Source organism: Vibrio eleionomae, from assembly GCF_009874545.1.
In the GTDB taxonomy this organism is placed as follows: Bacteria; Pseudomonadota; Gammaproteobacteria; order Enterobacterales; family Vibrionaceae; genus Vibrio; species Vibrio nitrifigilis.
In genome coordinates this window covers 16,293-30,342 of record NZ_WEKT01000059.1, presented here as the reverse complement: position 1 = coordinate 30,342, position 14,050 = coordinate 16,293, and the positions used below count along the sequence as shown (strand labels likewise).

Sequence of the window (14,050 nt, the reverse complement as noted above, 5' to 3'; positions counted from 1 at the left end):
CTATTAAAATGTGATAAAAAACAATAAAAACAGTAAAACATATTGTTTTAACTAACTATTAAAAGATAATTACACACTCATAATTACAATATTGTTAATTTAAATAGGTTACTTGTCAGTGTATTTTACAGGTTACTCAAATTAGCATGAATATATTCATCACTCCTAACGCAACCACCTGATTAATCTATTTAATTACGATTGGCATTATTCCTGCTAAATGATATCCGCAATAAAAAAACCAACACAATTCGGATGTCGATGTGGAGATTAATTACATGGCTATATTAAGCAAAATGATAAAAGGATTCTTGCTCTGTTTTGCACTCGCAAGTGCAAGCCAAGCATATGCAGGATCTTTTTCACTCGCTGGTTTAGATTGGGCTGTTGATATCGATGGAAATGGCGACACCTCTGACGGACTTGTCGATATCGATACGCTAGATTTTGCGGGTTATACTTTAGTTTCAGTTTCTGATACCGACTTTAGCGGAACATTGACTGATAATGATACCTTTACTGACTACAATTATCTTACCGCCGATGATCTCGCTGGTATCTACACGCTGAATACCATGACTGGGACATTGGATAATACTGTGACTTTTGGCAGCTTAACGTATTCGACGGCCTATTTCGATGGTTCGACGATGAGTTGGTATGATGCCTCTGATACCTCAATCCTAACCATTAGCGTAACCAGCGGTAGTTCATTATTGCTATTGGATGGTACTGATTTAACCATCGGTCAAATATCTCTAACGCTCAGCATTGATTCTGTCGTTGCCGACTATTTCTATGTTGATGTGAATGGGACTTGGGTCGATCTTGCAGACTTAGTCGCGAGTAAACCTTATGACGCTTACTACTTTAGTGTGCTGACTTATGCTGGGGTACCTGATGCAATCCTTGCGGCTTATGAGGCTGAGCTTAATGCTTATACCACAGTGGATACTAGCACTTATTTAACTGATTATGCAGGAATAGCCACTGTAGATTTAACAGATGCCTTTACTGGTTCTGGCTATACGTTTGTGGTCGTCAATGACGGTACGGTCGACCTCACTCGCCGAGTTCCTGAGCCAGGCATGCTTACTTTAATGGGACTCGCTTTTATTGGTTTAGCCGGACTACAGCGTCGCCGCAAATTCCAACTTAAACTAACGCATTGCTAAGCCATTTATCACTCTGACTTTATATCTAAATAATGATGTCACTGACACGAGAGAAATCTTTGGAAGTGGCATCTATTTTAATCCCTTCCCCCTTACTTATCTTTATTTAAATTTTTAATTTCAATAGGTTAAATTAATCCTACTTAACCAGTGTCAGGATAATTTACATTCATCTCGATATCAAAATAATTAAATATCGTTTTTATTCAATATCTTATTATGATAATAATCTCATAATAACAAGATAATAAGTACAACTTATTGAATATAAACTAATAGTCATATTTATATTTATATGCAACCATGTCAAACATCTATACAGTCTAACGTTCCCCTCCTCGTCCAATCTCACTAATTTTAATTTAACTTATTGAAAAATATATAATAAAAAATATGGCATCATTAATGCTTCGTATTAGAGCGGTAACAAAAACCTCATCATGGACAAAGGTAAATAATATGAAAGCATTACATAATATGGGAAAACTCATAATGCTCTGCTTGGTAGTACTCGTTTCTAGTCAAGCTTATGCTGGTTCCTTCTCTTTATCGAGTCTTAACTGGGCGATTGATTCTGATGGAGATGGTGTGATTGATGACGGTTCATTAACCGATATCGATACCCTAAATTTCTTTGGTTACAGTATCGTTCATCTTACAGACGCAGACAGTAATGGCACTCTCAGTGATGGTGATACTTTCACTGACTATACGTATTTAACAGCAACTGATACATCAGTAGATGGTATATATACAGTTAATACTTTAACCGGTTATTTAAACAACACGGTTTCATCCACTACAAGTTCAGGCGACACATATACGTACTCTACAGCATATTTTGATGGTTCAACAATGAATTGGTACAACTCTGATGGAGAGGTCATTCTGAGTTTAACTGTTGTGGACGGCAGTTCTTTGCTATCCCTAGATGCTGATGGCAATCTAACTGTCGGACAAATTTCGTTAACATTATCGATTTCCGACGTTGCTGAAGGCTACTTCTATGTCGAAGTCGACGGTGAATGGGTTGATTTAGCAGATCTTATTTCGTCTGTTGATTACGAAGCTTATTACTTTGATGTTATCACCACAGTTGGCTTCCCTAGTAGCGTCTATGATAGCTATGCCGAAGCTATTGAAAACTATTCAGGTGAAGACATTGATGACTATTTGAATGGTAACTCTGGTACGACCACATTAAAATTATCACAAGCAATAGCAGATGGTGGTTATGCTTACGGCGTTAGTAATACCGGCACTGTCGATTTGGCTAGTAGAGTACCAGAACCAGGTATGTTATCTCTAATGGGTCTCGCATTTATAGGCTTAGCTGGATTCCAACGTCGCCGTAACAAAAAGCAGATGGAACTATAACCATACACGCAGTTGGTTAGCGAATTAGGTTTTTTGATTACCGCTATAAATCCCAGCGTCTTCTTTAGGCTCTGGGATTTTTTATTTATGATTAAACAAATATGCTGAAACAATTCTAGATAGTGGTTCATCGAATATGTATCGCCCCATAAACTGCTGAGCTCTTCATACCGCGTAGAAACGAATAAATGCCGGCGAATTTTCTCACAATTAACGCTTAACGCACATTGAGCAGCGAAGTCGTTTGGCTATTAGTGGCCAAAGCGCTAAAGTAAAACATCACAATCTAATCTAGGCCTAAGTCATAGTTAGCGACTGGGTTGCATCGGATATTTAATAGGAAATTATGTCGGATTTATTATTGAATTCTGCAGGATATGGCATTGTTGCTTTGGGATTTTTATTTTTGTTTATTCTGTTATTAACAACGAAACAAAAAACTCTGCAACGATCATTATTATTAATTTCCTCATTATTAAGCGCACTATGGTCACTCACCGCCGCTTTGGCAATATATCCTAGAGTAGGTCAACTGCTATTGCCTATCGAGACACTACGTAATGCCGGTTGGTTATTACTCATTATCGGCACTTTAAGTGATCAAAAAACATTACGGGAATTTCTTAGTAAAGATCATTTTGTAAGACGAACTCTGCCAGTATTCATCTTACTCATCATCGTAGAAATCAGCACTGTCACTACCTACTGGCTACCTAACCGTTATCTTTTGTTGATTCACCTTGCGCAATCAGCGGTTGGACTATGGTTTATCGAACAACTCTATCGTCGCACAGACAAGCAAGACCGCTGGGCCATCAAACCTATCACCTTGGGTTTAGGAATGACTTTCGCCTACGACTTTGCATTGTATGCAAATGGCGCTCTTACAAATCGTGTCGATGGCCTATTCTTTTTGGCTCGCGGTTGGGTCGCTATTGTCACTATTCCATTAATTACTATGACAGCACGACGAGTCAAAAACTGGTCAACTCGAATTTATGTCTCTCGGGAAGTCGTATACAGCAGCACATTACTCACTATTGCTGGTATTTATTTGCTGGTCATGGCAATCGCGGGGTATTACATCCGATACCTTGGCGAAAACTGGGGAAGTGTTGCTCAGAACGTATTTTTTGCCCTCAGTGTACTGCTTCTCGCCAGTCTATTTACGTCAGAATCTCTCAGGCGAAAGCTGAAGGTTTTTATTACCAAGCACTTTTACGCAAACAAATATGAATACCGTGAAGAATGGATGAAGTTCGCTGCTATTTTGGAGCAAAACGTCAATGAACCCTTTCAAATTGCACTCAGCGCCATAATTCAGCCTTTCGATTGCGATGCAGGCTTATTAGCGACGGTCGCAAACGATAAATTGAGCAATAAAACACTCTATAATCTAAAACAGGGGTACCCTGAAGCGGATGACCTTTTAGTGCCTTTGGCCAAGGCATCGATTGAACATGCATGGATAATTGATATCAAACAACTCGCGAATGGTCACAGCCAAGATCCATTCAGCTACGATGAAACCCTCGCCGAACAAATTGAAACCTTCGATTATGTCGTTCCTATCATTAATCACAATGGCAATAGTCACGTCTGTTTTATTTCTCATCCAAATACAACCCACTCGCTCAATTGGGAAGATCGCGACCTCATGTTTGCGATTAGTAAACAGTTATCTGTTTATTTGAATTTGTATCTAACCAATCAAATTTTGGCCGAGAATCAGCAATTCGACACATTTAACCGAATGTCTGCCTTTCTCGCTCATGATTTAAAAAACATTCTGGCTCAATTACAGTTACTTTCGCAAAATGCTCAACGTCATAGAGACAATCCTGAGTTTATTGATGATGCCTTTGATACCGTTGATTCTGCGGTGGAACGTCTCAGTAAAGTGGTTGAGCACCTTCGTAAAAAAGAAACCTCTACCCAAGTGGATAAAACGTTCTCCGTCGAAGATGTTATACAAGACTGCTGTGTGGAATGTCAGACGTCGCAACCCCAACCTATTTACCATTCAGACACTACGCAGTCCTTAACTCTCAATACCGATCAAGAGCGATTTCGCAATATGTTGATCCATTTAATACAAAATGCACAAGAGGCGACTAAGTCCGACGGTTTCGTTCAGGTGACAACCGCTCTAGAGAACAACCACTATTTGATTAAAATTGCAGATAACGGCTCGGGAATGAGTGAAGAGTTTATCGAGAAACGTTTGTTTAAGCCTTTCGATACGACAAAAGGCAATTCAGGTATGGGCATTGGCGCTTACGATGCCAAAAAATTTATTGAACAACTTGGTGGGTATATTCAGGTTGATTCAACCCTAGGTGAAGGATCACAGTTTGTTTTACACATTCCATTTACCGTACAAACGATGTAAAGCAAAAAGAAACACCATACTCAATGAACCGCTGCGCTTGGTGTCTTAACTTTAAGAATATACCGTGAATTAGGCAGGAAATTTTTCCGTTCTCTTCTATTTTTAATAAGGACGATATAGCCTATTCAATATAATTAAATTAGTAACTTAGCATTTAGACAAAATTATACATATGCGTGATTGATACCGTTATATATAAATTGGGTAGCAACTCATCCGATTTAACATTTTTCTCATTTCTGCTCTCAATCAACGCATTAAAACCTTAATCATAGGCATATAATTAATACTGTAATAACGGATAACATCATTCAGTAATCACAAGAGTTACCTTATTAAAATTTATTTTATCAATAGAACTTTAACAAGGTAGCCCTTTTTGTCGGGCATACATGATCACAAGAAATACACAACCAGAAGCTTTTGTATATCCCTAGCGAGTTGTTGGCGAATGCATAAGCATAACAAGTACCGTTTGTAACCGTTCAAAGGAAAAGGCGCTATACGTAATGGAAAGGGAAACACTACTGATTATTGAAGATGATCGTGGCATTCAAAAACAATTAAAATGGGCGTTCCCCGAGTATGACATCGTCACTGTTGGGGATAGAGCAACAGCAATTAATGCGTTACGTCGTCACGAACCTAAGGTGATCACCCTAGATTTAGGATTACCCCCCGACGCCGATAATGCCAGTGAAGGCTTTGCAACCTTAAAAGAGATCCTCGCGTTAGCGCCTAAAGCCAAAATCATAGTCATTACCGGTAACGATCAAAAAGATCACGCCCTACGAGCTGTTGATATGGGAGCTCATGATTTCTATCAAAAACCCATTGATCACCAAATTCTCTCTGTGATGCTCAGTCGTGCCTTTGTCATGGCGAATCTTGAACTAGAAAATGAAAATTTAAAAAAGCATTCGCTTAACCACAATGGTTTCATCGGCCACAGCCCTGAAGTACAGCGTGTTTGTGAACTAATCGAACGCATTGCCCCTACCGATGTGAGCACTTTATTGCTTGGGGAAAGTGGGACAGGCAAAGAAGTGCTTGCCCATGCCATTCACGATTCAAGTCAGCGCAAAGATCACCCATTTGTCGCGATTAACTGTGCATCGATTCCTGAAACATTACTTGAAAGTGAACTGTTTGGCTATGAACGGGGCGCCTTCACTGGCGCAGTGAAAACCACGAAAGGGAAAGTTGAGTGCGCCCAAGGTGGCACGTTATTTTTGGATGAAATTGGTGATATGCCTTATCCCTTACAAGCCAAAATACTCCGTTTCTTACAAGAAAAAGTGGTGACACGTATCGGTGGTAGACAAGATATTCCAGTGGATGTACGCATCGTTTGTGCTACCCATCAAAACCTTCAAGAAATGGTGGCTGAAAAAGCATTTCGTGAAGATCTTTTTTACCGTATTAGCGAAATGACCATTAATATACCACCCTTAAAAGAGCGTGGTGAAGACATTATTCTTATTGCTCGTTCCGTACTACAAACCAACTGTCAACAAATCGGTAAACAGATCAATGGATTTACCGAAGAAGCAATTCAAGCTCTGATTCAGTATCCATGGCCAGGAAATGTTCGTGAGTTACAAAACCGCGTCAAAAGCGCTTGTATTATGGCCGATGGCAAAAACATCACCGTGCAAGATCTAGCACTACCTGTCGATGAAGAATCTGCTGCGCTGGAAATCAACTTAAAACACGTTCGCGAAGTTGCTGAAAAACAAGCGGTGACGCGAGCGTTATCAATCAGTGACGGCAATATGTCTAATACCGCTGGGCTACTAGGTATTACTCGCCCTACTTTGTATGCACTTATGGAGAAGTTTTCTTTGCGTAAATAGCTATGATCGTAGTGAGTTGACCATTGTTATTGAGTCTGGAGGACGAATTACTAGAGGTTAATGATGAATCAAAATGAGAAAAGCCGGTTATCACAACCTGATATATGGTTACGCCATATTGTGCATGCACCTATTACTTCTCTTTGCATCGTTTTGGTTTTCATCGTTATTGCCTCTATTGGCATTAAAGATCTGCAGTTTAGAGGGGATTACAATATCTTTTTCGATAAAGGTAACGCACAGTTAAAAGCCTTTGATCGAATCCAAGCAGAATTTGCAAAAACTGATAATCTGGCCATTCTTATTGCGCCTAAAAACGGCGATGTGTTTACCCCTGAAACACTCACCTTAATTAAAAATATTACTGACGACGCATGGCAGACTCCCTACTCGAGCCGAGTTGATTCCATCACGAATTATCAACACACTGAGGCGGATGGCGACGATTTAGCGGTGCGAGATTTAGTGCCCAACGATCTTGTATTAACCGCCCAAGCCATTACTAAAATACGGCAAGTGGCCCTTAACACCCCAGAAACACGCAATGCGATAGTCTCTAAGAAAGGGGACTTAGCTGTGGTTAACATCACGGTGCAATTACCAGAAAAAGACAAAACCGCTGAAATTGCAGAAACATACGATTACGTAACGAACACGCTCAGCAAATATGAGCAAGACAACCCCGATGTACATTTTTATAAAGCCGGATTAGTGGCGATGAATTATGCGCTGATGCAATCGGCACAGCAGGATATTACGCACCTAGTTCCGGGGATGTTTTTGGTCATTTTGGCAGTGCTGATTATTTTATTGCGTTCGACGCTAAGTGTGTTTGCGACATTAATTGTCATCATTACCGCTGTCCTATCGACGGTCGGTCTCTCTGGCTGGCTTGGACTTTCAATCAACGTTGCTACCGTTAATATACCTACCTTGATCCTAACCTTAGCGGTCGCCGATTGTGTCCATATTATTGCCACGATGCGCCACCAAATGCAGCAGGGAGAGAGTAAATCCGCGGCCATCATTCACAGTTTAAAAATGGATGTTATGCCCGTTATCATCACTTCTGTGACAACAGCAGTCGGCTTCTTCATGATGAATATGTCAGATTCACCAGTACTCAGAACGTTTGGTAATTTGGCGGCCATTGGCGTCATGATTGCGTGCTTACTGTCACTTGTACTATTGCCTATATTATTGCAATTACTGCCCATTAAAATTTCAGCGAAACCGCCCCAGCAAAGTACCGCTTTCATAGATTCAATTGCTGATGCCATCATTAAATACCGTCACTTTCTACTGATTTCTTCTACGTTAGTCATCATCGCTGGTGCGGCCTTAATTCCACTCAATACCATTAATGATGATTCGGTAAAATACTTTAATAAAGGCAGTGACTTCCGCACTGTTGCTGATTACATGCAAGAACATATTAGCGGGATGGGAACGATCAGTGTCGTGATCGACTCAGGAGAAGACCAAGGCATTGTTGATCCTCAATACCTTAAAACAGTAGAAAACTTCACTCATTGGTTACGAGAACAACCTGAGGTAGACCATGTCGCGTCACTCACCGACATTCTCAAACGGTTAAACCAGAACATGCATGCGGATAATCAAACTTATTATCGCCTCCCCACCAATCGCCAGCTTTCCGCGCAATATTTATTGATGTATGAGATGTCGTTACCCTATGGGTTAGATCTCAATAATCAGATTAATATTGCTAAATCCGCTTTAAAAGTTCAGATCACAACTGAAAACTTAGGCAGTCACAAATTTATTGCGCTGGAAAGCCGGATTAACCATTGGTTTGAAGATCATAACCTTGGCGGAAAAGTGAAAAGTATTACTCAGTCCAGCCCATCACTGATGTTCGCTCATATCGGATCCAAAAACATGCGTAGTATGCTGATATCATTACCCATCAGTCTAATCATGATTTCAGGATTACTGGTGCTGGCGTTACGGTCTTTCAAACTTGGTCTTTACAGTATCATTCCCAATATGGCACCGGCCGTGATTGGGTTTGGTATATGGGCTTTGCTGTCCGGAGAAATAAACCTAGCGCTCTCTGTGGTGGCATCTCTAACTCTAGGTATTGTGGTTGACGACTGTGTACACTTTTTAACGAAATACCAAATTGCTCGTAAGCAAGGCATGTCTGCACAAGATGCTGTGCGTTATTCCTTCCATAATGTCGGGCGCGCGTTATGGGTAACCAGTGTGGTCTTAATTGCGGGATTCTGCGTGTTAACTTTGTCGACATTCCGCCTAAATTCCGACATGGGCAAACTCAGTAGCATGATTATTTTCATCGCGTTAGTTATTGATTTCATCTTTTTACCAAGCTGCCTTATGTTCTTTGATAAAAAAGAGCAGTCGGAGCCCATGGTCAATCAAGATCAACTGCAAGAATAAGCCCCTCTTTTTTGTATAAAGAGTCTGTCATTTAAGGAGTCTGCAATGAAACAATTTATCTCTTCAGGGATTTGGGTAAAACCAAAATCTCTGGTTGCCGCCATAGTTTGTACTATCGCACTCATTCAGTTTGGCTTTAGTACTGCTTATGCTGCGGATCAAGATAAGGGGCTCACGATTGCCAAAGAGCGCAAAGCTCGAGATAAAGGATGGCAAGACACCACCGCAGATGTACAAATGATTCTAAAAAACGCTCAGGGCGATCAAAGTAGTCGGGTTATGCGGATGAAAACCCTCGAAGTCGCAAACGATGGTGATAAAGGATTAACCATATTTGATGAACCTCTTGATGTGAAAGGAACCGTCTTTCTTTCTTACTCACATATTCAAGGTGACGATGACCAATGGCTATATTTGCCTGCCTTAAAGCGGGTTAAACGTATTTCTTCGAGAAATAAATCGGGCCCATTTATGGGCAGTGAGTTTTCTTATGAAGACTTAAGCTCCTTTGAAGTAGAGAAATATCATTTTCGATACCTACGTGACGAATCGGTTGATGGACAGCCCTGCTTCGTCGTGGAACAGGTCCCTATTGATAAAATGTCCGGTTACACCAAGATCATCGTATGGATAGACAAAGCAGAATATCGCCCAATTAAAACGGAATATTACGATCGTAAAAAAGCGCTGCTAAAAACACTGACTCTGACTGACTATAAACAGTATCTCAATCATTATTGGCGTGCGCTGACCTTGGAGATGGTCAACCACCAAACGGGCAAAAGTACCGTCTTAAAAACCAGTAATATCGATTTTAAAACTGGCCTTTCAGAGCGAGACTTTAACAAAAATATTATGACACGGATGCGATAGTGATGATGAGTGAGACGCTGAAAAAAGCAATACCACATTCCCTATTTCATCTGCTACTTGGCAGCTTGATGGTGACGCCAAGCGTGTTTGCGGCCTCGGCATTAAAACCGGAGATCAGTGGCCAAGTTAATCTCGAGTACCGTCAGTTTTTTCAAACTGGAGAAGATGGCCAAGACAACGGCCAGCCATCAATCGTGTTCCAACCCGAGTTCTATTGGGATTTTAAAGATCAGAATTCGAGCATTACGTTTACCCCTTTTTATCGCTACGATGAGATGGATAGCGAACGGTCGCATTTCGATATCCGTGAATTATTTTATCTTAACTATTGGGGAGACTATGAGCTAAGAGCGGGTATCAATAAAGTGTTTTGGGGCGTGACCGAGGCAGAACACTTAGTGGATGTCATTAACCAAATTGACTACGTTGAGGCCATTGATGGTGAAGATAAACTGGGTCAACCTATGATCCAGTTAACGGCAATAAAGGACTGGGGAGTCGCGGAATTTTATCTTTTACCCTATTTTCGTGAACGTACTTTTGCAGGGGAGGATGGTCGGCTTAGAACCATTGTCCCTATCGATACGGACCACCCCCAATACGAATCATCAGCAGAGCAACATCATATTGATTTCGCCACCCGTTATACTAAAACCCTTGGTGACTGGGATTTGGGGTTAAGTTATCTGCAAGGTACGGATCGAGAACCCTATTTAAATGCCGTCGGTTCAACCATCATTCCATATTACGCACAAATGAAACATGTCGGACTTAGCTTACAAGGCACCAAAGGCAGTTGGCTATGGAAGTTAGAAGCCAGTTATAAAGATAGCTATCAAACCTATACCTCAACCGATAGTGGCTTTGAATATACCGTCGTCGGAGTGGGCGATAGCGTTTACGACTTGGGGCTTTTATCGGAATATCTATACGATTCACGTGGGCCTAGCTCACTCGCAATCGGACAAAACGATCTCTTTGCTGCGGTGCGCCTATCGTTTAACGACCAAGCCAGCAGTCAAATTCTATTCGGTATGACTCAGGATCTCGATAACAGTGATATTCGCTTATACAAGCTAGAAGCCTCCACTAGGCTAAGTAATTCGCTTAGCTTAAATATCGATGCTTGGGCAAGCAGCAATCATACTCCAACCGATTCACTCTATTCTATTCGTTACGATGATTTTATTAAAGCAACACTAGAGTACTATTTCTAGAACAAATAACCAGTTAGTTCATTTGCCCGTTTAAACCAGAAGAGCCAATTTCGCTAAGAGATTGGCTCTTCTGGTTTAAAACGACTCTAAATAGCTAATTTGATGGGTAGAAACAACCCGCTCGGTTTTGAAATGCACCAACGAATTTCTCTTTGCTATGAACCGTATCCCCACAAAAATCGACCACGCTATCATTAGGTCTCATTGGATAAGGTAACGCTTTTTTTGTTAGATCTAACTTATCGTCAACAATCGAAAAATTACCCGTTTCAGGCGATAAAAACACGCTGTTTAATTGCTCTTTATTAGTAAAAAATCCGCGTGGATAAATTAAATTCCCGGATTTAGCAATCACCTTCGCATCATCCCGAATACGGAGATGTCCACTAAAAATATTGTTAAATATCATAGCACTACTATCAGAGAAACGGACATCAATCCCAGTCGTATTGTAGAGCGTATTATTGTTAACCAACGTATCTTTACCTGCATTTAAGTAGATACCTACATCACTACAGTGAAAAACGATATTATTACGAATAATCAGTTGATTAGTTTGGTAGGTAACACCACCACGACGATCTTCCATGCCTCCACCACCGGCAGAGATACCAATGGAAGAACCAGCATAACGGTGTTGGGTAGAGTTACATACCACTAAATTATTTTCAATAACCCCATTATTCGCCCCACCTTTCATAAATACACCGTAACTAATTTTATTACCGCCAGTTTTGATAAAGTTACGAATAATATTATGAGAAACTAACCAATTATTCGCATGGTCAATATTTATTGGCGTAACAGAATATCGAGTGTCTCTTGGTTTGGTAAAATAGAAGTAGTTATATAAAACTTTGCCATCATCTGGATAAACCCCAACATTCTTATTCACCTTAATCGCGGCATTAAAATCGACAAATTCGTTATTAACAATTTGCACATGTTGCGCCTCACCCACCACGTGCAAAGCATGTTCACAAGAATTCTGATTACTACACTGACCAATAAACTTAAAGCCTGTAATCGTCCAATAAGGACGATTAATATAAAATCCTTCTAGAGACGTCATCAACAACTTTACTTTGCCCGGATGCTCGGCTTTAAACACAATGGGATTATATTTAGAAGGCACTTCATTACTGGTGGGAAATCGCTTAGATTGAATCTCATATTCACCATCCGCAACCACAATAGTTGTCCCTGGTTTTGCATAACGAATTGCCTTAAGTAATGACTTAGAATCAGCAACATAAACTCTCTTCTTCGGTTCAGTACCGGTGACAGGTGTATTGTCATAATCAGGCCCCACACTGGGCCACTGCTTGCGATCAAAAGGTTTCCAGTAATAAACCGGAGTATCTAAAGTGTTCCCCACTTTCATCAGAACATCAGCAAGAGAGCGCGTGGATGAATGACCTGCTAATTTGCTGGCTGTTTTGAAAAAGACACCAGGGACTGATTGACCAGAAATTAGAGTGTGACTAAAAGAATAAACGGAATACAGGAACGCCAAATTTACAACTATGCCGCAAAAGATTAAATACCTCTTAAAGATCTTTGAGATCATATAACTATCCTTATTGTCATCCCTAGCGATGAGAAGTGATTATTGCCCACTATAATAATTTATAATACATAGCATTCCCGTTATTTTCTGGTTATTTTGATAAATCAGTCTTAAATAAGAGTCAATTCTCTAAAATAAGAAAATAAAATCTGTTAATGATAAAATAATAAATATTATATCGTTAACTGTTCGCTATTTAAGAGCATTAATTTCAGATAATAACCATTGAATCGATTCTTGATGGTCATAAAGTTTATGCGTAATAATACTCAATGTTACAGGCGGGATTCCATCGGGTAGCTCGACAATTTTCAATGGGATCATCTCAGTTAATAATTCAGCGACACGAATCGGGACCGGAAACAGTAAGCCTGTTTTAGCGCTGATCATCCCTCCAATGGTGTAACTTTGCGTTACCATCTGAATATTTCGGTAAAGGTTTTGCTCATACAGCCATGAATCAATCACATCAGAAGCGTTCTCGGTAATGGGGAGATGTACTTGGTTTTCTTTTGCAAATTCAATGGTCGATAATTTCTCTGGGAGCTTTCGCCATAACGGGACGACCGCAACATACTGCTCACTTAACCATTCCCAGCAATTGAAGTTTTTCGACGCGATTTCAAGCTTGTTAATCCCAACATATAGGTCTAATCGCCCTTTTTCGATACGTTTCATCTTGACGCGATCGGAACTCATATCTATCGATAAGCGGATATTTGGCGCTCGTTCAACAAAGGCCTCAGCAAGCAAAGGCATGCCAACGAATTCAAAATAATCACACGCGCCGATATAAAACGTATGTGCATCTGTCTGGGGATTAAATGACGACTGCATATCTGACGCGCGAATAATATTGTTCATTCCATCTCTCAATACTGGCAGCATCGATTTTGTGAACGGAGTTGGCTCCATACCGCGGCTCGTTCTAACGAATAAAGGATCGTTAAAACGCTCTCTAAGTTTGGCCAAATTATGACTCGCGGCAGATTGGCTAACGTACAGCCTCTCAGCGGCTCGAGTGATATTTCTTTCATCATCCAGCGCAATGAGAATACGTAATTGGTTGAGATCGAGATTCAATGAGTGTCCTTACCATTATGAATATGATGCATAGAATCATGATGATAACCCATTTCAAAAGATAGTTCTAAATGGATAGCGTA

Annotated in this window: 9 protein-coding genes; 7 read left to right on the top strand and 2 right to left on the bottom strand. The window is 40.4% G+C overall.

The features are described from left to right. Window positions 1-278 precede the first annotated feature (278 nt). The 7 genes from F9817_RS20370 to F9817_RS20340 all read left to right on the top strand — a co-directional run bounded on the left by F9817_RS20370 (window position 279) and on the right by F9817_RS20340 (window position 11,314). Window positions 279-1,175 (top strand): PEP-CTERM sorting domain-containing protein, encoded by an 897-nt coding sequence (locus F9817_RS20370; protein ID WP_161158025.1) that lies wholly within the window; start codon window positions 279-281, stop codon window positions 1,173-1,175. 459 nt (window positions 1,176-1,634) lie between these two features. Next, window positions 1,635-2,552 carry a PEP-CTERM sorting domain-containing protein gene (locus F9817_RS20365; RefSeq protein WP_161158024.1) on the top strand — a complete coding sequence of 306 codons (918 nt, stop codon included), beginning with the start codon at window positions 1,635-1,637 and terminating at the stop codon, window positions 2,550-2,552. 346 nt (window positions 2,553-2,898) lie between these two features. Continuing rightward, on the top strand, window positions 2,899-4,944 hold the full coding sequence (prsK, locus tag F9817_RS20360; protein WP_161158023.1) for an XrtA/PEP-CTERM system histidine kinase PrsK: 2,046 nt from the start codon (window positions 2,899-2,901) through the stop codon (window positions 4,942-4,944). 509 nt (window positions 4,945-5,453) lie between these two features. After that, on the top strand, window positions 5,454-6,800 hold the full coding sequence (gene prsR / locus F9817_RS20355; protein ID WP_161158022.1) for a PEP-CTERM-box response regulator transcription factor: 1,347 nt from the start codon (window positions 5,454-5,456) through the stop codon (window positions 6,798-6,800). Between the two features lie 60 nt (window positions 6,801-6,860). After that, the gene (locus F9817_RS20350) at window positions 6,861-9,224 is read left to right on the top strand and encodes an efflux RND transporter permease subunit (protein WP_237476303.1); all 2,364 of its coding nucleotides are present in this window, start codon (window positions 6,861-6,863) and stop codon (window positions 9,222-9,224) included. Between the two features lie 45 nt (window positions 9,225-9,269). Continuing rightward, on the top strand, window positions 9,270-10,097 hold the full coding sequence (locus F9817_RS20345; protein WP_161158020.1) for an outer membrane lipoprotein-sorting protein: 828 nt from the start codon (window positions 9,270-9,272) through the stop codon (window positions 10,095-10,097). Window positions 10,098-10,165: 68 nt separating this feature from the next. Beyond that, window positions 10,166-11,314 (top strand): hypothetical protein, encoded by a 1,149-nt coding sequence (locus tag F9817_RS20340; RefSeq protein ID WP_161158030.1) that lies wholly within the window; start codon window positions 10,166-10,168, stop codon window positions 11,312-11,314. Window positions 11,315-11,408: 94 nt separating this feature from the next. On the opposite strand, the gene F9817_RS20335 is transcribed toward F9817_RS20340, so the two are convergent. Both F9817_RS20335 and F9817_RS20330 read right to left on the bottom strand, forming a co-directional pair. Beyond that, window positions 11,409-12,884, bottom strand: a complete 1,476-nt coding sequence (locus tag F9817_RS20335) for a polysaccharide lyase domain-containing protein (protein WP_161158018.1) — start codon at window positions 12,882-12,884, stop codon at window positions 11,409-11,411. A gap of 192 nt (window positions 12,885-13,076) precedes the next feature. Further along, a complete protein-coding gene (locus F9817_RS20330; RefSeq protein WP_161158016.1) occupies window positions 13,077-13,967 on the bottom strand; it encodes a LysR family transcriptional regulator in 891 nt (296 codons plus the stop codon). Window positions 13,968-14,050 lie beyond the last annotated feature (83 nt).

Bases quoted from the DNA above. Each gene is read 5' to 3' on its own strand.
- F9817_RS20370 (WP_161158025.1), top strand. From the start codon at position 279: ATGGCTATATTAAGCAAAATGATAAAAGGATTCTTGCTCTGTTTTGCA.
- F9817_RS20365 (WP_161158024.1), top strand. From the start codon at position 1,635: ATGAAAGCATTACATAATATGGGAAAACTCATAATGCTCTGCTTGGTA.
- prsK (WP_161158023.1), top strand. From the start codon at position 2,899: ATGTCGGATTTATTATTGAATTCTGCAGGATATGGCATTGTTGCTTTG.
- prsR (WP_161158022.1), top strand. From the start codon at position 5,454: ATGGAAAGGGAAACACTACTGATTATTGAAGATGATCGTGGCATTCAA.
- F9817_RS20350 (WP_237476303.1), top strand. From the start codon at position 6,861: ATGATGAATCAAAATGAGAAAAGCCGGTTATCACAACCTGATATATGG.
- F9817_RS20345 (WP_161158020.1), top strand. From the start codon at position 9,270: ATGAAACAATTTATCTCTTCAGGGATTTGGGTAAAACCAAAATCTCTG.
- F9817_RS20340 (WP_161158030.1), top strand. From the start codon at position 10,166: ATGGTGACGCCAAGCGTGTTTGCGGCCTCGGCATTAAAACCGGAGATC.
- F9817_RS20335 (WP_161158018.1), bottom strand. From the start codon at position 12,884: ATGATCTCAAAGATCTTTAAGAGGTATTTAATCTTTTGCGGCATAGTT.